General features: G+C 52.9%; 22 protein-coding genes. 1 reads left to right on the forward strand and 21 read right to left on the reverse strand.

What is annotated here, in order from left to right; translation table 11 throughout:
- Window positions 1-43: 43 nt before the first annotated feature.
- The 21 genes from secM to leuO all read right to left on the reverse strand — a co-directional run bounded on the left by secM (window position 44) and on the right by leuO (window position 24,014).
- The gene (secM, locus tag MRY16398_RS24080; RefSeq protein WP_039078374.1) at window positions 44-544 is read right to left on the reverse strand and encodes a secA translation cis-regulator SecM; all 501 of its coding nucleotides are present in this window, start codon (window positions 542-544) and stop codon (window positions 44-46) included.
- A 287-nt stretch (window positions 545-831) separates the two neighbouring features.
- Window positions 832-1,749, reverse strand: a complete 918-nt coding sequence (gene lpxC / locus MRY16398_RS24085; protein WP_039078373.1) for a UDP-3-O-acyl-N-acetylglucosamine deacetylase — start codon at window positions 1,747-1,749, stop codon at window positions 832-834.
- Window positions 1,750-1,849: 100 nt separating this feature from the next.
- Window positions 1,850-3,001 (reverse strand): cell division protein FtsZ, encoded by a 1,152-nt coding sequence (gene ftsZ, locus MRY16398_RS24090; RefSeq protein WP_039078372.1) that lies wholly within the window; start codon window positions 2,999-3,001, stop codon window positions 1,850-1,852.
- A gap of 59 nt (window positions 3,002-3,060) precedes the next feature.
- Entirely contained in the window at window positions 3,061-4,317 is a 1,257-nt protein-coding gene (gene ftsA / locus MRY16398_RS24095) for a cell division protein FtsA (protein WP_039078371.1), read from the reverse strand.
- A complete protein-coding gene (gene ftsQ / locus MRY16398_RS24100) occupies window positions 4,317-5,147 on the reverse strand; it encodes a cell division protein FtsQ (RefSeq protein ID WP_039078370.1) in 831 nt (276 codons plus the stop codon). The genes ftsA and ftsQ overlap by 1 nt, the downstream gene beginning before the upstream one ends.
- A gap of 1 nt (window position 5,148) precedes the next feature.
- Window positions 5,149-6,069 carry a D-alanine--D-alanine ligase gene (locus MRY16398_RS24105; RefSeq protein ID WP_108702036.1) on the reverse strand — a complete coding sequence of 307 codons (921 nt, stop codon included), beginning with the start codon at window positions 6,067-6,069 and terminating at the stop codon, window positions 5,149-5,151.
- Window positions 6,062-7,534, reverse strand: a complete 1,473-nt coding sequence (murC, locus tag MRY16398_RS24110) for a UDP-N-acetylmuramate--L-alanine ligase (protein WP_039078368.1) — start codon at window positions 7,532-7,534, stop codon at window positions 6,062-6,064. The genes MRY16398_RS24105 and murC overlap by 8 nt, the downstream gene beginning before the upstream one ends.
- A gap of 56 nt (window positions 7,535-7,590) precedes the next feature.
- A complete protein-coding gene (murG, locus tag MRY16398_RS24115; protein ID WP_039078367.1) occupies window positions 7,591-8,658 on the reverse strand; it encodes an undecaprenyldiphospho-muramoylpentapeptide beta-N-acetylglucosaminyltransferase in 1,068 nt (355 codons plus the stop codon).
- A complete protein-coding gene (ftsW, locus tag MRY16398_RS24120; protein ID WP_047371825.1) occupies window positions 8,655-9,899 on the reverse strand; it encodes a cell division protein FtsW in 1,245 nt (414 codons plus the stop codon). Before ftsW ends, murG begins: the two co-directional genes overlap by 4 nt.
- On the reverse strand, window positions 9,899-11,215 hold the full coding sequence (gene murD / locus MRY16398_RS24125; RefSeq protein ID WP_125125333.1) for a UDP-N-acetylmuramoyl-L-alanine--D-glutamate ligase: 1,317 nt from the start codon (window positions 11,213-11,215) through the stop codon (window positions 9,899-9,901). The genes ftsW and murD overlap by 1 nt, the downstream gene beginning before the upstream one ends.
- 2 nt (window positions 11,216-11,217) lie before the next feature.
- Window positions 11,218-12,300 (reverse strand): phospho-N-acetylmuramoyl-pentapeptide-transferase, encoded by a 1,083-nt coding sequence (mraY, locus tag MRY16398_RS24130; RefSeq protein WP_039078364.1) that lies wholly within the window; start codon window positions 12,298-12,300, stop codon window positions 11,218-11,220.
- Window positions 12,294-13,652: a UDP-N-acetylmuramoyl-tripeptide--D-alanyl-D-alanine ligase gene (gene murF / locus MRY16398_RS24135; protein ID WP_125125334.1), complete on the reverse strand. Its 1,359-nt coding sequence runs from the start codon at window positions 13,650-13,652 to the stop codon at window positions 12,294-12,296. Before murF ends, mraY begins: the two co-directional genes overlap by 7 nt.
- Window positions 13,649-15,136 carry a UDP-N-acetylmuramoyl-L-alanyl-D-glutamate--2,6-diaminopimelate ligase gene (gene murE, locus MRY16398_RS24140; protein ID WP_039078362.1) on the reverse strand — a complete coding sequence of 496 codons (1,488 nt, stop codon included), beginning with the start codon at window positions 15,134-15,136 and terminating at the stop codon, window positions 13,649-13,651. The genes murF and murE overlap by 4 nt, the downstream gene beginning before the upstream one ends.
- On the reverse strand, window positions 15,123-16,892 hold the full coding sequence (locus MRY16398_RS24145) for a peptidoglycan glycosyltransferase FtsI (protein WP_039078361.1): 1,770 nt from the start codon (window positions 16,890-16,892) through the stop codon (window positions 15,123-15,125). The genes murE and MRY16398_RS24145 overlap by 14 nt, the downstream gene beginning before the upstream one ends.
- 15 nt (window positions 16,893-16,907) lie before the next feature.
- Complete coding sequence (gene ftsL / locus MRY16398_RS24150) at window positions 16,908-17,273, reverse strand: cell division protein FtsL (protein WP_039078360.1); 366 nt, start codon at window positions 17,271-17,273, stop codon at window positions 16,908-16,910.
- A complete protein-coding gene (gene rsmH / locus MRY16398_RS24155; protein WP_039078470.1) occupies window positions 17,270-18,211 on the reverse strand; it encodes a 16S rRNA (cytosine(1402)-N(4))-methyltransferase RsmH in 942 nt (313 codons plus the stop codon). Before rsmH ends, ftsL begins: the two co-directional genes overlap by 4 nt.
- A gap of 2 nt (window positions 18,212-18,213) precedes the next feature.
- Window positions 18,214-18,672, reverse strand: coding sequence for a division/cell wall cluster transcriptional repressor MraZ (mraZ, locus tag MRY16398_RS24160; protein ID WP_039078359.1), 459 nt, complete (start codon window positions 18,670-18,672; stop codon window positions 18,214-18,216).
- Window positions 18,673-19,279: 607 nt separating this feature from the next.
- On the reverse strand, window positions 19,280-20,284 hold the full coding sequence (cra, locus tag MRY16398_RS24165) for a catabolite repressor/activator (RefSeq protein ID WP_107224054.1): 1,005 nt from the start codon (window positions 20,282-20,284) through the stop codon (window positions 19,280-19,282).
- Between the two features lie 181 nt (window positions 20,285-20,465).
- A complete protein-coding gene (gene ilvN, locus MRY16398_RS24170; protein ID WP_039078357.1) occupies window positions 20,466-20,957 on the reverse strand; it encodes an acetolactate synthase small subunit in 492 nt (163 codons plus the stop codon).
- Window positions 20,958-20,959: 2 nt separating this feature from the next.
- Window positions 20,960-22,684, reverse strand: a complete 1,725-nt coding sequence (ilvI, locus tag MRY16398_RS24175) for an acetolactate synthase 3 large subunit (RefSeq protein ID WP_071193644.1) — start codon at window positions 22,682-22,684, stop codon at window positions 20,960-20,962.
- A gap of 385 nt (window positions 22,685-23,069) precedes the next feature.
- A complete protein-coding gene (gene leuO, locus MRY16398_RS24180) occupies window positions 23,070-24,014 on the reverse strand; it encodes a transcriptional regulator LeuO (RefSeq protein ID WP_052249223.1) in 945 nt (314 codons plus the stop codon).
- A gap of 636 nt (window positions 24,015-24,650) precedes the next feature.
- Between leuO and leuL the strand changes: the two genes are divergently transcribed.
- Window positions 24,651-24,737 carry a leu operon leader peptide gene (leuL, locus tag MRY16398_RS31325; protein ID WP_103244949.1) on the forward strand — a complete coding sequence of 29 codons (87 nt, stop codon included), beginning with the start codon at window positions 24,651-24,653 and terminating at the stop codon, window positions 24,735-24,737.
- The last annotated feature ends 67 nt before the right edge of the window (window positions 24,738-24,804 follow it).

The raw sequence follows: 24,804 nt of genomic DNA on the forward strand, positions 1-24,804 counted from the left end.
CCCCGCTCTGCGGAGTCACAAAATTAGTTGAAGGATAAATTTTTCAGCTAAGGCGTTGAGGTCCCGCACGGATGCCCTGTACCTGGCTAATCCAGGCCCGGACGCTAAACGCGGAATGGGTGGGGAAATCAGTATCAAATGTCTGGCTAACACTTGCTGCCGGCCTCTGCTCCTGGGTCAGCAGTGCACTGAGCGTATCCAGCAGAGCGAGATGATGCGCCTGCAAAGGCAGCGGTTCTTCCACGACGGGTAATGCCTGCGGTGCCATCGCAAAAGAGAGATGTCGAATAACGGTACGGATAGCATGCTGATGCCAGTAATCAACAGTGAAGCTTGGGCGACGAGTTCCTTCAAGCAACGCGAGGTTGGTGAAGTTGACGCTGCCAGCGCCTTCATGATTACGCGTCGTCGCTTTGGCCGGTTCAGTGTGGTTGCTGTTGCTGAGCGCAGGCATGCCAAAGCTTGCCGCGACCATCCCTAATAAGAGATGCGGCCAGAAATAACGTCTGCCAAATTGTCGCCAGCGCGTCAGAATTCCGCTCACTCAGTCCACCAAAAAAATCACTGTTGCCCGTTTTTTACTTCGGTACGCGTTATTTTGCGCAAAGATATTACCATTAATGCAGCGGGAGGACAGCGATTATAAGGCGCTCTGAGGGATAAAAACGGCCAGGAAAGCAGCGATCGCGCTCATTGAATGGTAAAAACAATCTTCATGAACCAAAGCGAGGCAAAAGTACAGATTTTAAAATAAAAAACGACTGGCACTCCTGGCAGGAGAGAGTGTGCCAGGCGGACCAGTCGAATTCAGGTCTTACTTATTGTCTGGTATTACGCCAGAACCATCGTCGGTGCTTTGAACGCCAATGGCAGTTCCGCATCGTCTTCGAAGGTCACAAATTCCCAGGCTTCCTGTTTCGCCAGGACCGCCTGCAACAGTTTGTTGTTCAGCGCGTGACCAGATTTATATGCGGTAAACGCACCGATGATATTGTGACCACACATGAACAAGTCACCAATCGCGTCGAGCATTTTGTGACGAACGAATTCGTCTTCAAAACGCAGGCCGTCTTCGTTCAATACGCGATAATCGTCAACAACGATGGCACAATCGAAGCTACCGCCCAGGCACAAACCACGGGACTGCAGATATTCGATATCACGCATGAAACCGAAGGTACGCGCGCGGCTAATCTGGCGCATAAACGCGTCGGCAGAAAAGTTCATCGCGTAACGCTGGGTGCTGGCATCAATGGCCGGGTGGTTAAAGTCGATGGTGAAATCGAGAGAGAAACCGTTAAACGGTTTAAACTCTGCCCATTTATCACCGTCTTCAACGCGGACCGTCTCTTTGATTCGCACGAATTTCTTCGCACTGCGCAGCTCTTCGATGCCTGCGTCCAGCAGAAGATAAACGAACGGTGCAGCACTACCATCCATAATCGGGATTTCCGGCGCATCGACCTCAACAATAATGTTGTCGATACCCAGACCGGCCAGAGCAGCATTAAGGTGCTCTACGGTTGAAATCCGCACGTCATGCTCGTTCACCAGACACGTACAGAGCATTGTATCACGCACAGATTTAGCATCAGCCGGGAAATCTACCGGTGGATTCAAGTCAGTGCGACGATAGATGACCCCGGTGTTGGCCGGCGCAGGGCGCAACGTCAGTGTGACTTTCTTGCCGGTATGTAAACCGACACCAGTCGCCTGAACGATACGTTTAAGTGTCCTTTGTTTGATCATCGTATAATCTCGCCTAATTAACTATCCAACCGAAGTGTACTACACAATCGGTGGGGCAGTTTAGCACAAAGAGCGAAGATGCCCAACTTCCAGCGTATTCTTAATCAGCTTGCTTACGCAAAAACGCTGGAATATCCAGGTAATCCGGTTCCTTAGTCGTCTGCGGCGTATTGTCGTTGACCACTTTAGATTGAGGTTTCTGCTCCTGCTGCATCGTCGACATACCATGCTGCTGGTAGCGGTCCATCACCGGTTGCTGCTGCTGTTTGTTGGTCACCAGAGTAATTTCCGGACGTTTGTCCATACCAATACCGGTTGCAACAACAGTCACACGCAGCTCATCATTCATATCCGGATCCAACGATGTACCAATAACAACAGTAGCATTGTCAGAAGCGAATGCACGAATAGTGTTACCCACCGTTTCGAACTCATCGAGACGCAGGTCGAAGCCCGCGGTGATGTTAACCAGCACGCCGCGCGCACCAGACAGATCGATATCTTCCAGCAGCGGAGAGGAGATCGCCATTTCCGCAGCTTCTTCCGCGCGGTCTTCGCCTCTCGCGACACCAGAACCCATCATGGCATAGCCCATTTCGGACATCACGGTACGCACGTCAGCAAAGTCGACGTTCATCAGACCCGGACGGGTAATCAGTTCGGCGATACCCTGCACCGCGCCTTTCAGTACGTCGTTAGCCGCACCGAATGCATCCAGCAGAGAGATACCACGACCGAGAACTTTCAGCAGTTTATCGTTCGGGATTGTAATCAGCGAGTCCACATGTTTGGACAGCTCGGCGATACCCTGTTCAGCAAATGCCATACGCTTCTTGCCTTCAAAATTGAAAGGCTTGGTCACGACAGCAACCGTCAGGATACCCAAATCTTTAGCCACTTCTGCAACGACCGGTGCCGCACCCGTGCCGGTGCCGCCGCCCATACCCGCTGCGATAAAGACCATGTCTGCACCATCAAGCGCAGCGCGCAGTGCTTCACGGTCTTCTTCAGCCGCATTACGACCGACTTCCGGGTTAGCCCCAGCGCCCAGACCTTTGGTGATACCACCACCGATCTGAATGGTCTGACCCACCGCAGTCTTACGCAACGCTTGCGCATCGGTATTCACTGCGAAGAATTCAACACCCTCAATGCGCTCGCGCACCATGTGTTCAACGGCATTACCGCCGCCGCCACCGACGCCGATGACTTTAATCACCGCGTCGTTGGTCAGTTCCATAGGTTCAAACATAATTTCTCTCCGTTTTGTGCCTGTCGCCTGAGACCGCTAATGTTTTCGGTCTCTGAAAATTAAAATTCTTTACGCAGCCAGCTGTTGATTCGTTTAAACCACGAGCCGACTGATGCACGTTTTTCCACTTCTGCTTCACCACTGAGATGGGTTTCTTTCCCGTAGTGCAGCAATCCCACCGCCGTTGAGTAGTACGGCTCCTGGGCGTAATCCGTTAAACCTGTAATATTGAGCGGCGCACCAATACGCACCTGCGTATGGAATACGCGCTGAGCACAGGCCGCAAGACCTTCAATTTGCGCTGCTCCGCCCGTTAACACAATCCCCGCCGCCAGATGATGTTTCACCCCTTGCTGACGAAGCTGCTCTTGTAACTGCAAAATCTCATCATTCACCAGATTGAGCAACTCGGTATAACGCGGCTCAATCACGTCGGCCAGCGTCTGGCGCTGCAAACTGCGCGGTGGACGCCCACCTACACTCGGTACTTCGACGCTTTCGTCTTTACCTACAATGGAGCCCAGTGCGCAACCATGGCGAACTTTAATGGCTTCTGCATCGCTGGGTGGCGTACCGAACGCATAAGCGATATCGCTGGTCACGACATTCCCCGCATACGGGATCACTTTCGTATGGCGCAGCGCTCCGCCTGTATAAACGGCCATGTCCATTGTACCACCACCGATGTCTACAACGCAGACACCCAGCTCACGTTCATCTTCCGTCAATACGGAATAACTGGACGCCAGTCCGGCGAAAATAAGTTGGTCAACTTTCAGACCACAACGTTCCACGGCTTTAACAATGTTTTTCGCCATATCGTTATGGCAAGTGATCAGATGTACTTTCGCCTGCATACGCACACCCGAAAGACCTACCGGGTTTTTGATACCTTCCTGGTAATCAATGGCATATTCCTGAGGAATGACATGCAGAACGCGGTGTTCATCACGCACACGCACCGATTTCGCCGTGTGCACCACATTTTCTACATCTTCCTGCGTCACTTCCTCTTCTGAAATCGGCACCATACCAATTTCATTCTGGCAGCTAATATGTTTACCCGATAACGCCAGATAAACAGAGGAAATCTGGCAATCTGCCATCAATTCGGCCTGATCGATGGCGCGCTGAACGCATTTCACCACAGACTCCAGGTCGTTAACGCCACCTTTATCCATACCACGGGACGGGCAGCTTCCCACTCCGATGATATTGATCATACCGTCGGGCAGAACTTCCCCTACCAAAGCGGCTACCTTCGCGGTACCAATCTCCAGTCCTACTACCAGTTTTCTGTCCGTCGCCTTGATCATTATTGTTCTGCCTGTGCCTGATTCTGTTGCTGATTAGGGTCCTGAACTGGGGCCGGCTTCCAACCTACCGCCGCGCCAGAGTCATAGCGTAAATCCACGTAACTGATTTCTTTGTGATCCGCCTGCGCCTGCTGTTGCAGAACCGGATACAGTTCGACAAAGCGCGCCAGGCGTTTCATCGTATCGCCACGGCCGAGGTTGAGCTTAATATCGTTATTTAGCGTCACCTGCCACGACCGCCGGGCAGTCATCGCCGCCTCTTTCAACGTGAATTTATCCTTCGCCAGCACCTGCCCCATGTCATGGAAGCCCTGTAAAACTTCGCTCTCACTCCCTTCCGGGCCATACAGCATGGGTAAAACCTGCTTGCTGGTTCGATCCGCAGGAACGCTGAACGAATTACCGTCCATGTCCACCATATGCTGATCATTCCAACGTGCTATGGGCACATATTCAACCAGATGAATCTTCAATTCATCAGGCCATTGCTTTCTGACACTCGCCTGCTTTATCCAGGGCAGACGTTCAATCTGGCTCTGGATAATATTGACATCCTGCGTCATAAACGTGCCGGGTGCGCCAAGCGCCAGAATTGACTGGCGAATGTCGTCGTTGCGGGTGTAATGACGATCGCCTGTCAGCACCAGCTTCGACAACGGTAAACGTTGCGCATCTTCCATCCAGCCCAGGACTACCCAGCCGCTAGCCAACACGGTACACAACACCGTCAGCAGGAACAGGATTCCTGCAAGACGCGTTCCATTATTACGACGGGAGGAAGGCATTTCCTCGACATCGCGATTTCTCGTGTTCAGCGCAGCCTGAGACATATCACTCCGCCAGTTCCAGAATTCGCACGACCAACTGCGAGAAGGTTAACCCCGCCTGTCGCGCTGCCATCGGGACCAGGCTATGACTCGTCATACCCGGCGCGGTATTGGCTTCCAGCAGATAAAACTGCCCATCACTGTCTAACATAGCGTCAATTCTTCCCCAGCCCCGACATCCCAGCGCACGCCAGGCTTTCAGTACCAGGTTTTGTAAATTGGCCTCATCTTCTGCTTCCAGACCTGACGGACAGAAATATTTTGTCTCATCAGAGAGATACTTCGCCTCATAATCATAGAAGGTTCCAGCGGGCTGAATGCGAATTGACGGTAAAATTTCTTTTCCGAGCATGGCAACTGTAAATTCGGGTCCACTTAGCCATTTTTCGATAAGAACTTCATCATCATGTTGAAAGGCAAGCGCTAACGCAGCCGTTAACGCACCAGATTCTTCAACTTTTGACATCCCGACACTTGAGCCTTCACGGCTCGGTTTAACGATAACCGGTAAACCTAACGCATCAATGCGCTGAATAACGTCGTTATTGAGTCCCGATTCAAATTCGCTGCGTGTTAATGCAACCCACGGGGCGACCGGTAACCCTGCACCTTGCCAGAGCAATTTACTGCGCAATTTATCCATTGAGATTGCCGACGCCATAACACCGCTGCCGGTATAGGGCACCCCTGTTATCTCCAGCAATCCTTGCAGCGTACCGTCTTCGCCGCCACGCCCGTGCAGCGCAATGAATGCCTTATCGAAGCCCATCGCTTTCAGGCGAGTGACATCCACATCACGCGGGTCAATCGGGTGGGCATCAACGCCCCCCTCACGTAAACCCGCAAGCACCGCAGCGCCGGAGTTTAATGACACCTCACGCTCAGCAGAAACCCCGCCCAGCAGGACCGCGACTTTATCAGCCATTGCGCTCGTCCTCCTGTTGCGGCTTGAGTTTCACTTCCGCCAGTTGACGCGCAATCTTACCGACATTGCCTGCGCCCTGAATCAGTATCAAATCATTACCGGTCAGAACCGGAGCCAGCATTGCCGCGGTTTGAGCCGGATCGGACACCAGAATCGGGTCGATTTTTCCACGGCCGCGAATGGTACGGCACAGGGAACGGCTGTCCGCTCCCGGAATCGGCGTTTCGCCCGCAGAGTAAACATCCAGCATCAGCAGCGAATCGACCTGGGTCAGAACATTGGCAAAATCGTCATACAGATCGCGCGTACGGGTAAAGCGATGCGGCTGGAAGACCATCACCAGATTTTTATCCGGCCAGCCCGCGCGTGCCGCTTTAATGGTGGCATCCACTTCCGTCGGGTGATGACCGTAATCATCCACCAGCATGGCAGTCCCTGGTTTACCGTTAACGGGTTCCAGCGGAAACTCACCCAGGAAATCAAAACGACGACCGGTGCCCTGGAAGCTCTCCAGCGCGCTCAGAATATCTTCGTCATCGATGCCTTCCTCAGTCGCCACCGCGACCGCAGCCGCTGCATTAAGCGCATTATGGCGGCCCGGCGCATTGAGCGTGACATGCAGTTCCGGCTTGTCCTGGCGAATCAGGGTGAAATGCCCTTGCGCGCCTTTCTGTTGATAGTTTTCAATGCGTACATCCGCATCCTGGCTAAAGCCGTATGTGGTGAGCTGACGACCCACTCGCGGTAATAATTCGCGAATAACCGGATCGTCAACGCACATCACCGCGCGACCATAGAACGGCAGGTTGTGCAGGAAGTTGATAAACGTCGTTTTTAAATTCTCGAAGTCACCCTGGTAGGTGTCCATATGGTCAGCTTCGATATTGGTGACAATCGCCACCATCGGTTGCAGATGGAGGAATGACGCATCACTCTCGTCTGCTTCCGCAATCAGATAACGGCTGTTGCCCAGACGCGCATGTACGCCTGCCGCTTTCACCAGACCGCCATTCACGAAGGTAGGATCAAGCCCACCTTCGGCGTAAATACTGGCAACCATAGCCGTGGTTGTCGTTTTGCCATGCGTACCGGCGATAGCGATACCGTGGCGAAAGCGCATCAGCTCTGCCAGCATTTCGGCACGGCGAATCACCGGGATGCGCGCTTCATTCGCGGCTACGATTTCCGGGTTATCCGCTGCAATCGCGCTGGACACAACGACAACACTCGCATCGCTAACGTTCTCCGGGCGATGGTTGAAATAGATTGTCGCGCCAAGCGACGCCAACTGCTGCGTTACCGGATTCGGCGCCAAATCAGAACCGCTGATTTGATAACCTTCGTTAGCCAAAACTTCGGCAATACCGCCCATGCCAGCACCGCCAATGCCGACAAAGTGAATGTGCCGGACGCGACGCATCTCGGGCACGATTGAACGCAGTTTCGCCAGTTGTTGTGTATTCATTCTCTAAACGCCATCTACCACTTCAAATTCGCGCGACGCAAAAGGCGTCGCCAGTATTAAGCCTGTGCTGCAAGACTCACTTCTTTTGCCACTCGTTCAGTGGCATCGGGAATGGCGGCGGCGCGTGCGCGCTCGGCCATTTCCAGTAATGCTTCCCGGTTCCAGCCTGCAAGTGTCTCTGCCACGGCATCGACCGTAAATTGCGGCTGCTCCAGAATCTTCGCCGCACCCGCTTTTTCCAGCGGCAGCGCATTCCAGTACTGCTGTCTATCCTTATGCTGGAATGGAACAAATAACGCAGGCAGGCCTGCGGCAGCGATCTCACTGACCGTCAGTGCGCCAGAGCGGCATACCACAACGTCCGCCCAGGCATAGGCCTGCGCCATATCATCAATAAACTCGGTCACTTTATGCTGAGGCTGACCAGCATCGGCGTAGGCCTGCTCAACGGTTTGCTGAGCCCCCTTTCCACTCTGATGCCAGATAGTCACCGCGCTGCCCAGTTTTGCCGCGACCAGCGGTATCGTCTGATTCAGTACGCGCGCCCCCTGCGAACCACCCACCACCAGAACCCGCACCGGCCCTTCACGGCCCGGCAATCGTTCTTGCGGCAATGGCAGCGCCAGTACATCCACACGGACCGGGTTACCTACTACCTCGGCTTTCGGGAATGCGCCCGGGAAGGCCTGCATAACTTTGGTGGCGATCTTCGCCAGCCATTTGTTAGTCAGCCCTGCGATACCGTTTTGCTCATGCAGCACGACGGGAATACCTAGCGACCATGCGGCTAACCCGCCAGGGCCAGAGACATAACCGCCCATGCCCAGCACTACGTCTGGCTTGAAGCGCTGCATAATGGCGCGCGCCTGACGCCAGGCGTTAAAAATTCTCAACGGCGCAAGCAGCAGGGCTTTCACCCCTTTGCCGCGAAGGCCGGAGATACGGATGAAGTCAATCTCGATACCGTGTTTCGGTACCAGGTCGGCTTCCATGCGATCGGCGGTTCCAAGCCAGCGCACTTGCCAGCCCTGATCCATTAAATGGTGCGCAACCGCAAGCCCGGGGAACACATGCCCGCCGGTACCGCCTGCCATCACCATTAACCGCTTCGGTTGACCGCTCATCGTGAACCTCGTGTAAACGCCTGGGCTTTTTCCAGACGCGTTTCATAATCAATACGTAACAACAGCATGATGGCCGTCGACATAATCAATAAACTGGAGCCGCCATAACTGATGAGCGGCAAAGTCAGCCCTTTAGTCGGCAGCATACCTGCGGCTGCGCCAACGTTTACTAATGCCTGGAAGCTGAACCAAATGCCGATCGAGCAGGCCAGAAAACCCGAAAACCGCTGATCGATTTCCAGCGCCTTGCGTCCGATGGACATGGCGCGGAAAGCGACGAAGAATACCATTAAAAGTGCCAGTACCACACCGATATAACCCAGTTCTTCGCCGATAATGGCGAAGATGAAGTCGGTATGTGCTTCGGGCAGATATTCCAGCTTTTGTACCGAGTTCCCAAGCCCCTGGCCCCACAGCTCACCGCGACCAAATGCCATCAGCGACTGCGTTAGCTGGTAGCCGCTACCAAACGGATCATCCCAGGGATTCCAGAACGATGTCACACGACGAATACGGTATGGCTCAGCCAAAATCAGCAGAATCACCGCTGCAATACCAGAGCCGATAATGGCGATGAACTGCCACAGTTTTGCCCCCGCCAGGAATAACATCGCCAGCGTGGTAATAAAGAGCACAACCACGGTCCCGAGGTCAGGCTGTGCCAGCAGCAGCACGGCGAGCACCATAATGACGCCCATCGGTTTAAGGAAGCCGCGCAAGTTATTGCGCACCTCATCAACCTTACGCACCAGGTAGTTCGCCAGATAACAAAACAGCGACAGCTTGGTAAATTCCGCAGGCTGGAAACGCATCACCCCAAGGTCAATCCAGCGCGATGCCCCGTTGATTGAGCTACCCACCACCAGAACTACCAGCAGCATGACAATGGCGGCCACCAGCATTACCGAGCTCCAGCGCTGCCAGAACTCCATCGGCAATCGCAGCGTTACCAGCCCCAGACAAAATGCCAGAAACAGATACAGCGCATGGCGTTTGGCAAAGAAAAATGGGTCTGCCGTCAGTCGCTGCCCTACCGGCATGGATGCCGAAGTCACCATGATGAATCCGATCGCCGCCAGGCCCAGCGTCAGCCAGAACAGCGTGCGGTCGTACATGACCAGGCTGTCGTTGTCCTTCTGGCGTGAGCCCATCACCCAACCTTTTAATGCCCCAAATAACCAGCTCAGGATCCCAAATCCTGGCAGGTGCGGCATTCTCGGGCGGGGGAGACTTAAACGCATCAACCTAACTCCTGCGCCAGGCGGGTAAAGACATCGCCACGCTGTTCAAAATTCTTAAATTGATCAAGGCTGGCGCAGGCGGGTGATAACAACACCATATCGCCCGGTTGCACACGCGTCGCAATCAGGCGCATCGCCTGTTCCATATCCTGTGTTTGATCGGTAATTTCCGGACGCAACGTAGCCAGTTCTGCGCCGTCACGGCCAAAGCAATACAAGCGAACATTACTGCCTTGGAGATAACGTTTCAGCGGAGAGAAATCTGCCGATTTACCGTCGCCACCGAGCAGCAGGTGCAGCGTGCCATCTACATGCAGGCCGTTCAGTGCCGCCTCAGTACTGCCGACATTGGTCGCTTTGGAATCGTTAATCCAGCGCACGCCGTTGTGCTCCAGCGCCAACTGGAAGCGGTGCGCCAGACCAGTAAACGTGGTCAACGCTTTCAGGCTGCTGGCGCGCGGTAACCCCACGGCATCGGCCAGGGCCAGCGCCGCCAGCGCGTTCGTATAATTGTGCTGGCCGCTAAGCTTCATTTCTTTAACGTTCAGCACCTTCTCACCTTTCACGCGCAGCCAGGTTTCCCCCTGCTGGCGATTGAGATGGTAATCACCGACATCTACGCCAAAGCTGACGCAGCGCTCATCCGCACCACGCACTGGCATGGTCAGCGCGTCATCTGCATTCACCACGCAAACCTTCGCATTTTCATAAACACGCAGTTTCGCCGCACGGTACTGCTGGAGACCAAACGGATACCTGTCCATATGATCTTCGGTAACGTTGAGGATGGTCGCCGCCGCTGCATGCAGGCTGGATGTGGTTTCAAGCTGGAAGCTCGAAAGTTCCAACACGTAAAGATCGCAGGCAGATTCCAGCAGCATCAGCGCGGGCAGGCCAATATTGCCGCCAACGCCGACGTTCTTGCCGGCGGATTTCGCCATTTCGCCAACCAGCGTGGTGACTGTGCTTTTGCCATTCGACCCGGTGATCGCCACGATCGGCGCCTGCGCTTCACGGCAAAAAAGCTCAATATCACCAACGATCTCTACGCCCGCATCTGCCGCTGCGCTCAGCGACGGATGCGCCAGAGCGATCCCAGGGCTCGCGACGATCAGATCGGCCGCCAGCAGCCAGTCATCATTCAGACCACCAAGATAGCGCTCCACCTCTTCGGGGAGCTTATCCAACCCCGGAGGCGAAACGCGGGTATCCATCACTTTCGGCGTTACGCCGCGCGCGCGGAAAAATTCCACGCACGAGAGTCCCGTCAGACCAAGACCAATAATGACGACTTTTTTACCCTGGTAATCTGCCATGATTAACGTACCTTGAGCGTTGCCAGGCCAATCAGGACCAGCATCAGCGAAATAATCCAGAAGCGCACAATAACGCGCGGCTCCGGCCAGCCTTTCAGTTCATAGTGATGGTGAATCGGCGCCATACGGAAAATACGCTGACCACGCAATTTGAACGACCCAACCTGCAAAATGACAGACAGGGTTTCGACGACGAAGACGCCGCCCATAATGACCAACAGGAATTCCTGACGCAGCAGCACGGCGATAATGCCCAGTGCACCGCCTAACGCCAGCGAGCCCACATCCCCCATAAAGACCTGAGCCGGATAGGTGTTAAACCACAGAAATCCCAGCCCCGCGCCGACAATTGCCGTACAGACGATAACCAGCTCGCCCGCATGACGCAGATACGGAATGTGCAGATAACTGGCAAAGTTCATGTTACCTGTCGCCCAGGCCACTAACGCAAAACCCGCCGCCACAAACACGGTGGGCATAATCGCCAGACCATCCAGGCCGTCAGTCAGGTTGACCGCGTTACCTGTTCCTACAATCACGAAATAAGCCAGCAGGATGTAGAAAATGCCCAATTGCGGCATAACATCTTTAAAGAACGGCACCACCAGTTGCGTAGCGGGCGTATCGTTGCCTGCAAGGTACAATGCAAAGGCGACGCCCAGGGCAATCACCGACATCCAGAAATATTTCCAGCGCGCAATCAGGCCTTTCGTGTCTTTGCGCACCACTTTGCGGTAGTCATCGACAAAACCAATAATGCCGTAGCCAACCAGGACAACCAGAACGCACCAGACGTATGGATTGGACGGGTAAGCCCACAGCAGCACAGAAACCACGATCGCTGTCAGAATCATGATGCCGCCCATGGTCGGCGTACCGCGTTTACTGAAATGCGACTCCGGACCATCGTTACGCACGACCTGGCCAAAAGAGAGTTTTTGCAGACGGGCAATCATGCGCGGCCCCATCCATAAAGAGATGAAGAGCGCAGTCAGCAGGCTGACGATGGCGCGAAACGTCAAATAGGAGAAGACGTTAAAGCCAGAATAATATTTGACCAAATGTTCGGCCAGCCAAACTAACATGCCCTTTTCTCCTGTAATGCGCGTGCGACCTCTTCCATGGCGGCACTACGTGAACCTTTCACCAAAATGGTAATAATTTGCTTCTCGGCAATCAGCGCCTCTAAACGCGCAATCATTGCCGCCTTATCATCAAAATGCTCGCCAACGCCACTGGCATCACTGATGGCTTTACTGAGCTTGCCGACGCTTAACACATGGTCGATACCAACAGCTTTTGCCGTTTCACCCACCTGAATGTGACACGCCTCGCTTTCATCACCCAATTCCGCCATGTCGCCGACCACCATGACCCGATAGCCTGGCATTTCAGCTAGCACATGCGCTGCCGCCGTCATCGACCCCACGTTCGCGTTGTAGCTGTCGTCCAGCAGTAATTGGTTTTCTCCAAGTTGCACCGGGAAAAGACGCCCCGGAACAGCTTTCAGATTTGCCAGACCTTTTTTCACTGCGTCATGCGGTGCCCCTACCGCCATCGCCAGCGCGGTTGCGGCCAGCGCATTCGCGATATTGTGGCGCCCGGGTAATGGCAACGTGACATCAATACCGCCCGTTGGGGTTTGCAGCGTAAATTCAGTACCGTGGGAGGTCACATGAATATTGGTCGCGGTAAAATCGCTGTTGGCGGCATTTGGCGAGAAACGCCAGACTTTGCGATCGCCAATGATGTTCTGCCAGTTCAGCCAGTCATTGTTATCGGCATTCATAATAGCGATGCCGTTGGCAGGCAGGCCGGTATAAATCTCGCCTTTAGCCTTTGCCACCCCGGCCAGAGAGCCAAACCCTTCAAGATGCGCTGCCGCAAGATTGTTAACCAGCGCCGCTTCCGGGCGGGTCAGCGACACAGTCCAGGCGATTTCACCCTGGTGATTAGCGCCAAGTTCAATCACTGCATACTGATGTTCATTTGTCAGGCGCAGCAGGGTCATCGGCACACCGATGTCATTGTTCAGGTTCCCGGCGGTATAGAGCGTATTGCCACATTCGCTGAGGATGGCGGCCGTCATCTCTTTCACCGAGGTTTTGCCAGACGAGCCGGTCAGCGCCACAACGCGAACAGGAACCTGCTGGCGAACCCAGGCTGCCAGTTCGCCAAAGGCGAGACGGGTATCCTTCACCACCAGTTGCGGCAGGTCGATATCCAGTTTGCGACTGACTAACAGCGCGCCAGCACCGCCCTCTTTTGCTTTATCAGCGAAATCGTGGGCATCGAAACGTTCGCCTTTCAGCGCCACAAACAGGCAACCAGAGGTCAGCTTGCGGGTGTCCGTAGTGACCGCCTCAATGGTTGCGTCTGCACCATGCAGTTCGCCATGCAAAATGCCGCTGAGCTGGCTAAGCGTTACGCTAATCATGCGAGGACTCCCAACAGACGCGCCGCGGTTACACGGTCTGAATAATCGAGACGGTGGCTACCGACAATCTGATAATCTTCGTGACCTTTACCTGCGAGCAGGACAACGTCATTTTCTTTCGCTTGCATGATGGTGTTGGTAACCGCTTCTGCTCGGCCTTCCATCACATGTGCACGGCCCGGATCGAGCATGCCCGCCAGAATATCGTCGATGATGGCGCGCGGCTCTTCGGTACGCGGATTGTCATCCGTCACGACCGGAATATCAGCGAACTGTTCGGCAATTGCGCCCATCAACGGACGTTTGCCTTTATCACGATCGCCACCGCAGCCAAATACGCACCACAGATTTCCGGTGCAGTGCAGTCGTGCTGCCTGCAGCGCTTTTTCCAGCGCATCCGGAGTGTGGGCATAATCCACCACCACGGTCGGTTTGCCCGGCGCGCTGAACACTTCCATACGCCCGCATACCGGCTGCAGACGTGCGCCAGTATTGATTAAATCGGCCAGCGGATAGCCCAGCGCCAGCAGTGTCGAGAGCGCCAGCAGCAGGTTGCTGACGTTAAAGGCGCCCATCAAACGGCTTTCAATCTCGCCCTCGCCCCAGGAGGAGGCAAAGCGGATAGTAGCACCGCCATCGTGGTACACCACCTCGGTTGCTTTCAGCCAGCGGCCATGGCAATTCGGGTTGATATGGTCTTCCATCGACACGGCGACTGCATCAGGCAGTTTTGCTAACCAACGGCGTCCGACTTCATCATCCGCATTGACGATGGCCTGGCCGAAATGGTGAGCAGAAAACAGCAGCCATTTAGCCGCTTCGTAATTGGCCATGTCACCGTGATAGTCCAGATGATCGCGGCTCAGGTTCGTGAAGACAGACGCGGCGAATTTCAACGCCGCCACGCGGTGTTGAACCAGACCGTGAGAGGAGACTTCCATCGCGGCGAAAGTTGCGCCTTGCTGAGCAAGGCTTGCAATCACATGCTGTACGTCAACGGCGGAACCGGTGGTATTTTCCGATGGGATAACTTTGCCCAACAGACCATTCCCCACCGTGCCCATTACCGCGCTGGTTTCGCCAAGCAATTGGCTCCATTGCGCCAGCAATTGCGTAGTCGTGGTTTTACCGTTAGTGCCGGTCACACCAATCAGACGCAGTTGCTCAGAAGGCTCGTTATAAAAACGCCCCGCCAGCGCAGAAAGACGCTCATTTAACTGGCTCAGATAGATAACCGGAACGCCGTGCATCTCGCGAATTTCGCCGTCAGTAGCCTCATCTTTAGCCTCGGCAATAATGGCAGCCACACCTTGCGCAATCGCCTGCGGGATATATCGACGCCCGTCCGCCTGATGACCCACTACTGCCACAAAAAGATCACCCGACGCCGCTACCCGGCTGTCGAGTGTCATTTCTCGCAGTGCTCGCTCCGGCGCACCTGGCACCCACGGAGCAAGAAGGTCGCGCAAATTACGATCTGCCACCTGTCCCCTCGCCTTGATTAATTACGAATTCATTCTTATCGCCCGTTGTCAGTGCATCCGGCTCGATGTTCATGGTGCGTAAAACACCGCCCATGATGGCACCAAACACCGGCGCAGAAACGGCGCCACCGTAGTATTTACCTGCTTGTGGATCGTTAATAACGACCACCAGCGCAAAGCGTGGATTACTGGCGGGCGCAACACCCGCGGTATAAGCAATGTATTTGTTGATGTAGCGGCCATCCGGCCCCACCTTCTTCGCCGTACCGGTCTTAATTGCGATGCGGTAGCCTTTAATCGCCGCTTTCACACCGCCGCCGCCCGGCAGGGCCACGCTCTCCATCATATGTACAACATTGCGTACGATAGACTCATTGAAGATGCGTTCGCCCGGAACAGGTGGATCAACTTTGGTTATCGACAGCGGACGGTACACACCGTAGCTGCCGATGGTTGCATAGACTCGCGCTAACTGTAACGGCGTTACCATTAGCCCGTAGCCGAAAGAGAAGGTGGCCCTCTCTATGTCAGACCACCGTTGTTTTTGAGGAAATAAGCCACTGCGTTCTCCGACCAACCCCAAATTGGTCGCCTTTCCCAGTCCAAAACGTGAGTAAGTATCTACTAACGCTGAGGACGGCATCGCTAACGCCAGTTTAGAAACACCAACGTTACTCGACTTCTGTAGTACCCCGGTCAGGGTCAATTCGCTGTAGCGCGCCACGTCTTTGATTTCGTGGCCGTTAATTCGATAAGGAATAGTGTTCAACACGGTGTTAGGTGTCACGACGCCACGCTGGAGCGCGGTCATCACTACCATGGGTTTAACCGTCGAACCCGGTTCGAAGACGTCGGTAATCGCGCGGTTACGCATGGCGTCTTTCGCGGTACCGGTAAAATTGTTCGGGTTGTAAGAGGGGCTATTCGCCATCGCCAGTACTTCGCCGGTGCTCACATCCACCAGCACAGCACTACCCGATTCCGCTTTGTTAAATGCCACCGCATTATTCAGTTCGCGGTAGACCAGTGCCTGGAGACGTTCGTCAATGCTCAGCGCAAGGTTATGCGCCGCCTGGCTGTCAGTGGAGGAGATATCCTCAATCACGCGGCCATAACGGTCTTTGCGTACAATACGTTCACCCGGTTGACCGGTCAGCCACTTATCAAAGCTTTTCTCAACCCCTTCGATGCCTTCACTGTCGACGTTAGTAAAGCCGATAAGGTGAGCAGTTACTTCGCCCGAAGGGTAATAACGGCGCGACTCTTCGCGAAGGTGAATGCCCGGCAGCTTAAGCTTTTTAATGTACTCGCCAAGGTCGGGGTTCACCTGACGCGCCAGGTAGATAAAGCGCCCTTTCGGGTTCGCATTAATGCGCGAGGAAAGCTGATCGAGCGGGATGGTCAAGGCGTCGGACAGGGCTTTCCAGCGATTATCGAGCGTTACGCCACCGGCATCCTGCACCTCTTTCGGGTCGGCCCAAATAGCTTTGACCGGCACACTCACTGCCAGCGGACGTCCGGAACGATCGGTAATCATGCCGCGCGAGGTGGCGACTTCCTGAACGCGCAGCGAGCGCATATCCCCTTCACGCACCAGCATATCGGGGTTTACAATTTGCAAATACGCGACGCGGCCCAGCAAAAAGCCCAGCGCCAGCAAAATGCAGCCGCAAAGCAAGGCAAAACGCCAGCTCACAAAGCTGGCCTGTTCTTCCTGGCGTTTCGGTTTTGGCGTTTTAACCGCTGCGGCTTTCATGCGTCGCGTGGTTCCTTATTTCTGTACAACAATGTTTTCCTGGGACGGATCGACATGCTGCATTTGCAGCTTCTCGGTCGCGATCCGCTCAACCCGGCTATGATCGCCGAGCGCATTCTCTTCAAGGATCAAGTTGCGCCATTCGATATCCAGCGCATCGCGCTCCAGCACGAGTTGTTCACGCTGGGCCGTCAACAGACGGGTATGATGCGAAGTGGTGACAACCGTCACCGCCGTCATGATGATGCAAATGAACAGGCAGAGTGGCAGTTTCCCAAATCGCAAAAGGTCGTCGCCGATCACGCCAGGCAAGGCATGGCGCTCGTTGCTTCCTAACGACACTTTAACTTTGCTAAGGGTCTCTGACACTCTGCCGATCATGCGTTCGTCCTCTCTGCAATACGCAGAACTGAACTACGGGCACGTGGATTTTCAGCCACTTCTTCTTCGCCCGGCATCAACTTGCCTAGTGCTCGTAACTGACGTCCGCCCAGTTTCCTGAGTTGCTCTTCCGTCATCGGTAACCCTGCCGGAACCTGCGGACCGCGGCTTTGTTCACGCATAAAACGTTTTACAATGCGGTCTTCCAGCGAGTGGAAACTGATGATCGAGAGCCGCCCTCCCGGGGCCAATACGTCGATCGAGCTTTTTAGCGCCAGCTCTATCTCCTCCAGTTCACTGTTTACCCAGATGCGCACCGCCTGGAAGGTACGGGTCGCAGGATGTTTGAATTTATCTTTCACCGGTGTCGCTGCCGCCACCACCGCAGCCAGCTCTTTGGTGCGGGTCATCGGTTCTTCACGGTTACGTTCAACGATGGCGCGCGCGATGCGTTTACCAAAGCGCTCTTCACCAAAGGTTTTTATCACCCATGCGATATCGGCCTCATCGGCCGTTCGTAACCACTCCGCAGCAGATTGACCGCGGGTGGGGTCCATACGCATGTCAAGCGGACCGTCACGCATAAAGGAAAAACCGCGTTCAGCGTCATCGAGTTGCGGAGAAGAGACACCAAGATCGAGCAGAATTCCGTCGATCTTACCGGTGAGGCCACGCTCGCTGACATACTCAGCCAGCGCGGAAAAAGGACCATGTACGATGGAAAAGCGGGGATCATCAATGGTTTTTGCGACGGCAATCGCTTCTGGATCACGGTCAATAGCCAGCAAACGTCCTTCCGCTCCCAGTTGGGAGAGGATCAGGCGTGAGTGACCACCGCGGCCAAAAGTGCCATCAATGTAAATGCCATCCGGACGAATGTTCAGGCCATTAACGGCCTCATCCAGTAGCACCGTTGTGTGTTTAAAATTTTCCATCATCATTACAGAGACAAATCCTGCAACCGGTCTGAAAGTATCTCAGTACCCGTTTGCTCAGCGTCGATATCTTCCTTGACCTGTTGATACCAGGTCGTTTCGTCCCACAGTTCAAACTTATTGAACTGTCCGACCAGCATCACTTCTTTCGTCAGCCCGGCGTGTTGCCGCAAAACGGGCGCGATTAATAAGCGCCCTGCGTTATCCATCTGACATTCGCTGGCATGCCCCAACAAGAGACGTTGTACCCGGCGCTCTTGCGGATCCATGCTCGACAGACGCGACAATTTTTGCTCAATAATTTCCCATTCGGGTAAGGGGTAAAGCAGCAGGCAGGTGTGACGTATGTCAATGGTACAAACCATTTGACCGGAAGCTTTCTCCAGCAGCAAATCCCGATAACGGGTCGGCACGGCTAACCGGCCTTTGCTGTCGAGATTGACTAATGTAGCTCCACGGAACATACCAGCCCCACCCCTGAGTGACCTATTTCACCACTTTATCCCACAAATCCCCACCGAAGGAGTTTACGGAGCGGAGGAAAAGCTTGTCAAGCCAGTGCAAAGGCTAACCAGAATAAAAGATCCCTTATTCGCGGTTACATTCCACTTTGGTGAAATACCGCTCAACTAATGAGGCAAATTAACGTCATGAATATTTGTAAGAAAAAAACTGAATATGCATTGGGGCGTTAAAAACCAGTTATTTCATGCGTGCCAAATATAAAGTGTCAGTTTGCGACGCGGGCGGCATTTTAAGACATATTGCAGGCAGATAACAGTGCCAGATAGCGCTTGCGCGCCGCGGAAGCGATAAGAAAAACCGTAGGGTTAAAGCCCATAATCAAAAAGCGGTTGTTATTTCAACGATTACAGCGGGAAATGTAACAAAGTAATACAGGGGACACGTTCCGTTACGTCTTAATTACTTTAAAATGTGTCACAGGTGAAATAAGGCAAATTAATTAAATTAACGGCCTTAAAAATAAGGATTTATCTGAATTGGCTATAAAATTAATTATCGCCTTTCATTCGCAACAAAAAGGCAGCAATGACTGCCTTTATTGGATTACTAAACGCGGCTTAATACACCACGACGGTAGAGGTTGCGACGAATACGGCTCAAACCCGCTTTAGGTTTACGCGGCTCGTCCAGACTTGCCAGTACAATCTCCAGCACGCGCTCAGCAACATCACGATGACGCTGTGCCACCGCCAGAACCGGGCATTGCAGGAAGTCCAGCAGTTCATGATCACCAAAAGTAGCAATGGCCAGATCAGACGGTAGCTTACCATCTCGGCGTAGCGTAACGTCCAGCACACCTTGTAACAGTGCAAAAGAGGTAGTAAACAGCGCCTGCGGCATGCTGTGTGTTTCCAGCCATTTTTCAAATAACTGTGCAGCGGCTTCACGCTCATAGCTATTGGCATAGAGATAATCCACTTCGCGCGGATCGTCCTTCCAGGCCGAACGAAAGCCCTGTTCACGTAAAAAGCTGACAGAAAGCTCAGGTAACGCGCCCAGATACAGTACTTTTTCTGCCGGGAATTTACGTAATTCCGCCGCCAGCATTTCCGAGTCGTCCTGATCGGCGCCGACAACGCTGGTGAAGTGTTCACGATCCAGCGCGCGGTCAAGTGCGACTATTGGAAACGCGTCATTGGCCCAACGCTGATAGAAAGGATGCTCCGGCGGCAACGATGTTGAAACGATTATGGCGTCGACCTGGCGCTGAAGCAGATGTTCAATACAGCGCATTTCGTTATCTGGCTGATCTTCCGAGCAGGCGATAAGTAGTTGATAACCGCGCTGACGCGCCTGACGTTCCAGATAATTCGCAATCCGCGTATAACTGGTGTTCTCCAAATCCGGAATAACCAGCCCAATGGAGCGAGTACGTCCCGCTCGCAACCCAGCCGCCACCGCATTCGGGTGGTAATTATGCTCACGTACGACCGCCATAACTTTCTCGACGGTTTTATCGCTGACACGATATTGCTTTGCCTTTCCATTAATGACATAGCTTGCCGTGGTACGTGAGACGCCGGCTAGCCGGGCGATTTCATCCAGTTTCACAATTGCCCCTCAAAAAATAAAAGATACTCCATAACCTTTTTAGGGATATAGGTTAAATTCCATAACATCTAAGCGCAGAATAGACACTGCGGCAACCGCTTTTGTGTTTGCTTCCGGCGGATTTCGCAAAAAAAAAGCCCAGCGGATAGCGCCAGGCCAGGAAAATGACGTATGCGTAACACTAACGCATGATTTTGTCGCCGCGAGATAAACCAACTACGCCAGACCTCGCCACCTCAACAATTTTCGCCACATCGCGAATGGTCGCCAGAAAAGCATCAAGCTTATCACTGGTGCCGGCGAGCTGAACCGTATAAATAGAAGGCGTAACATCAATGATCTGCCCACGGAAGATTTCCGCGTTGCGTTTGACCTCTTCGCGGCCATATCCGCTGGCCTGGATTTTCACCAGCATGATCTCGCGCTCAACGTAGGCGCCCTGCCCAAGCTCATTCACACGTAACACATCCACCAGCTTGTGCAGTTGCTTTTCAATTTGCTCCAGCACTTTGGCATCCCCGACTGTCTGGATCGTCATCCGCGAAAGCGTCGGATCATCTGTCGGTGCCACAGTCAGACTTTCAATGTTATAGCCGCGCTGGGCAAAAAGGCCGATCACGCGCGATAACGCGCCTGATTCATTTTCCAGTAAAACAGATAATATCCGGCGCATAATCAGGTCCTCTCCGTTTTGCTCAACCACATTTCATCCATGCCACCGCCACGGATCTGCATCGGATAAACATGTTCACTTCCGTCGACGGTCACATCGACAAAGACCAGGCGGTTATTTTTAACCTGCTCAAGCGCCTCAATCAGCTTCGCTTCAAGTTCTTCCGGACGGGTTATATTGATCCCTACATGACCGTAAGCTTCGGCTACGCGTGCAAAATCGGGTAACGACTGCATATACGATTGTGAATGACGACCCGAATAGATCATATCCTGCCACTGCTTCACCATCCCCAGATAACGGTTGTTCAGGTTCAGTACCAGCACCGGAAGCTCATATTGCATTGCGGTAGACAACTCCTGAATATTCATCTGGATACTGCCGTCGCCCGTAACGCAGATAACCGTTTCATCCGGGAGCGCCATTTTCACACCCAGCGCGGCTGGCAGACCAAAGCCCATCGTGCCCAGACCGCCAGAGTTTATCCAGCGACGCGGTTTATCAAAACGGTAATAGAGCGCCGCAAACATCTGATGCTGGCCAACATCTGAAGTGACGTAGGCGTCACCCTTCGTTAAGCGCCAGATCGTTTCGATCACCGCCTGCGGTTTGATCTTCTCACTTTGCGTGTCGTATTTCAGGCACTGGCGGGCACGCCATTGCTCAATCTGCAACCACCAATCGCGAATATCGTCCAGGGGTTGCTGAAACTCTTCTTGCCCCAATAACTCCAGCATCTGCTCAAGTACCAGCCGGGCATCCCCAACAATCGGCACATCTGCCTGTACGGTCTTTGAAATCGATGTCGGGTCAATATCAATATGCAGAACCGTGGCATTCGGGCAGTACTTCGCCAGATTGTTGGTTGTACGGTCATCAAAGCGCACCCCAACGGCAAAGATCACATCCGAGTGATGCATGGTCATGTTGGCTTCGTAGGTACCGTGCATACCCAGCATACCCAACGCCTGACGATGCGATGCCGGAAACGCCCCCAGCCCCATAAGCGACGAGACCACAGGAAGATTCAATTTCTCTGCCAGCGTACGCAGTTGCGGTTCGCAGGCAGACGTGATCGCACCACCGCCCACATAGACAACGGGATGTTTCGCCGCTACCAGCGTTTGCAAAGCACGTTTGATTTGCCCTTTATGACCGTGAGTTGTCGGGTTATAGGAGCGCATACTCACCGAATCCGGCCATACATAAGGGAGTTTATTCGCTGGATTGAGAATATCTTTCGGTAAATCGACGACGACCGGGCCAGGACGACCACTGGAAGCAAGCCAGAACGCTTTTTTCAGCACGCCAGGAATGTCTTCGGTCTGTTTTACCAGGAAACTATGTTTTACCACCGGGCGGGATATCCCCACCATGTCGCATTCCTGGAAAGCATCATAGCCGATGAGGGAGGTCGCAACCTGCCCTGAAAGAACCACCAACGGAATCGAGTCCATATAAGCTGTTGCAATCCCGGTGATGGCGTTCGTGGCTCCCGGTCCGGAGGTGACGAGCACAACGCCAACTTCACCGGTCGCCCTTGCCAGACCATCAGCCATATGCACAGCAGCCTGCTCATGGCGCACCAGGACATGATCGATTCCACCGACCGTATGTAGCGCATCGTAAATATCGAGGACCGCGCCCCCAGGATAACCGAATACTTGCTTCACGCCCTGATCGATAAGCGATCGGACGACCATCTCGGCTCCAGACAACATCTCCATGGTTTGCCTCCAGGCTTGGGTTTGGCGACTGACGACAGAACGCATGTCCGTCTTGTCGCTCTGTTCAGTACAGGAAGTCCCTGCATTCTGATTATGAATGGCAGTTACCATAACCGCTGAAAATCTGGCAGGCAATTAGCAAACGATTCATCTCACCTTGCCCCAAAAGAGGAATAATAAGGTTAACAGGCGGGAATTGGTGAAATTGTCTGTAATAAGCAAAGACGATGATAATTCATCATTCGAATCACTTCCTGCTCAGTAATTCATGCATTTTTACGTCGCGATTTGATGCGCCAGTAAAATAGCTCAGCATAAAATTTCGCGCCAGGATGGCCAAACAGAAGAAAGCAGCCATCGGCGCATTCAACGCATTGGATGCCTTTTAACGGCGACAAACCGAGACCAGTAACTCTTCCATCCACTGGTGGCCTTTATCCCGTCCCGCCGCTTCATGCCATGAAAGATAACAGGTACGGCTATTCAGTTTTAACGGTAAAGGTAAAACCTGGAGCTCTAATTTCCCGGCAAACTCTTCGGCTAACCAACGCGGGGCAATCGCCACAAGCTGCGTTTGAGAAACCACATTGAGTACACTCGTCAATGCCATTCCCTGATAAGCAACACAGGTTTGTTTATCCGTCGTGTCATACCACGGCTGGCTAAAAGATGCATAACGATCCAGCGCAACTACTGCGTGCTGTTCACAATAAATATCACTTTCACGAAGTGGCCCATTAATACGTGGATGTTTTTTACTGGCTACCAGCACCATCTCATCTTTAAACAACGGCACGCATGAGAATTCTGGTCGACGAAATTCATCGTAGCCGATGACAAATTCTATTTCCTGGTAACGAAGTTGGTGTTCTGTATTTTGATTTAATGATGATTTAAAGGCCAGGTGTATATTCGGCGCAACCTCATTCACTCTATTGTAGATGACAGAAGTGAGGAGATTATCAAGCGGACTGCACACGCAAAGATTAAAAACGCGCTCGCTGGTCACGGGTTCAAAGCCCGATCCCGGCAGTTCATTTTGCACGAGTTGTAACGCCTGCCTGACCGAACCAAACAATTGGAAGGCGCGTGCCGTAGGCTGTATTCCTCGACCATAGCGCACAAAGAGTTCGTCATTAAACATGACCTTAAGCCTGGCCAGGGCATTGCTCACTGCCGGTTGCGACATTCCCAAAGAATGAGCTGCCCGCGTGATATTTTGTTCCTGCATAACCGCATCAAAAATAGTTAACAAATTGAGATCAACTTTGCGCAGTTGCGGTTTCGTTACCTCACTAATATGGGTGTTTTCAACTTGTTCTTCTGACATATCCTTCTCCGATATCATGCTAAATTCCATTTATCCCGGCAGCAATAACCTAAAGAAATATGATTTATCACGCATATAAGATAAGGAAAAGAGGAATTCAACAAAATAGGAATACATAAAGATAATTTAATGCCGGGATTTTTCCAACCCCATAAAAAGCACTAAATCATATGTTCCCGTCCAAATGAAACGGCAGACCAGAATCAAAACATAAATAGCGTGAATGCACAATACAGCCTCATTAAGCAATAAATGCGATCCAACAGAGATATTTCAATAGCACGAACAATATAATTTAACTTAATTTTATCATTTCGTCGCATTAGTTAAGAAAAATAATAACCCCAACAAATTAATTATGACTAATCATCAGGATAGCAAACCCTCTTCAAAAATGTAAAAATATAACCAACTGCAAAGAAATGTTCATGAAAGGCACAAACAACGTCAAGTATGAAATAGCACTAATACCTTATTTTGATTTTTAACGGAATTACAGCACGATTAACTAAAATAGAACGCAGTGCCAAATCCATTTTCATGCGCTTTTAAGGGGCCAGGTGTTGACTTTGATTTCTGAATCCAGTACCACTAATGGCATATCGTATTTAATCGCATTCATCTGGAGCATGGTTAATGATTCGCAATGTTCGCTTCCTCGGTCTACTACTACTAAACGCATCCCATGTGCGCGGTAGACCGGTGGGCGACACTCAGCGTTGAGTCATCCTCCAGTTACACTAAGAACCCGCGCCTTGGCGCGGGTTTTTTTATGCTCGTAGCAAGGCGA

Source organism: Phytobacter sp. MRY16-398 (assembly GCF_003925915.1).
Lineage (GTDB): Bacteria > Pseudomonadota > Gammaproteobacteria > Enterobacterales > Enterobacteriaceae > Phytobacter > Phytobacter diazotrophicus.

Bases quoted from the DNA above. Each gene is read 5' to 3' on its own strand.
- lpxC (WP_039078373.1), bottom strand. From the start codon at position 1,749: ATGATCAAACAAAGGACACTTAAACGTATCGTTCAGGCGACTGGTGTC.
- ftsZ (WP_039078372.1), bottom strand. From the start codon at position 3,001: ATGTTTGAACCTATGGAACTGACCAACGACGCGGTGATTAAAGTCATC.
- ftsA (WP_039078371.1), bottom strand. From the start codon at position 4,317: ATGATCAAGGCGACGGACAGAAAACTGGTAGTAGGACTGGAGATTGGT.
- ftsQ (WP_039078370.1), bottom strand. From the start codon at position 5,147: ATGTCTCAGGCTGCGCTGAACACGAGAAATCGCGATGTCGAGGAAATG.
- MRY16398_RS24105 (WP_108702036.1), bottom strand. From the start codon at position 6,069: ATGGCTGATAAAGTCGCGGTCCTGCTGGGCGGGGTTTCTGCTGAGCGT.
- murC (WP_039078368.1), bottom strand. From the start codon at position 7,534: ATGAATACACAACAACTGGCGAAACTGCGTTCAATCGTGCCCGAGATG.
- murG (WP_039078367.1), bottom strand. From the start codon at position 8,658: ATGAGCGGTCAACCGAAGCGGTTAATGGTGATGGCAGGCGGTACCGGC.
- ftsW (WP_047371825.1), bottom strand. From the start codon at position 9,899: ATGCGTTTAAGTCTCCCCCGCCCGAGAATGCCGCACCTGCCAGGATTT.
- murD (WP_125125333.1), bottom strand. From the start codon at position 11,215: ATGGCAGATTACCAGGGTAAAAAAGTCGTCATTATTGGTCTTGGTCTG.
- mraY (WP_039078364.1), bottom strand. From the start codon at position 12,300: ATGTTAGTTTGGCTGGCCGAACATTTGGTCAAATATTATTCTGGCTTT.
- murF (WP_125125334.1), bottom strand. From the start codon at position 13,652: ATGATTAGCGTAACGCTTAGCCAGCTCAGCGGCATTTTGCATGGCGAA.
- MRY16398_RS24145 (WP_039078361.1), bottom strand. From the start codon at position 16,892: ATGAAAGCCGCAGCGGTTAAAACGCCAAAACCGAAACGCCAGGAAGAA.
- ftsL (WP_039078360.1), bottom strand. From the start codon at position 17,273: ATGATCGGCAGAGTGTCAGAGACCCTTAGCAAAGTTAAAGTGTCGTTA.
- rsmH (WP_039078470.1), bottom strand. From the start codon at position 18,211: ATGATGGAAAATTTTAAACACACAACGGTGCTACTGGATGAGGCCGTT.
- mraZ (WP_039078359.1), bottom strand. From the start codon at position 18,672: ATGTTCCGTGGAGCTACATTAGTCAATCTCGACAGCAAAGGCCGGTTA.
- ilvN (WP_039078357.1), bottom strand. From the start codon at position 20,957: ATGCGCCGGATATTATCTGTTTTACTGGAAAATGAATCAGGCGCGTTA.
- ilvI (WP_071193644.1), bottom strand. From the start codon at position 22,684: ATGGAGATGTTGTCTGGAGCCGAGATGGTCGTCCGATCGCTTATCGAT.
- leuO (WP_052249223.1), bottom strand. From the start codon at position 24,014: ATGTCAGAAGAACAAGTTGAAAACACCCATATTAGTGAGGTAACGAAA.
- leuL (WP_103244949.1), top strand. From the start codon at position 24,651: ATGATTCGCAATGTTCGCTTCCTCGGTCTACTACTACTAAACGCATCC.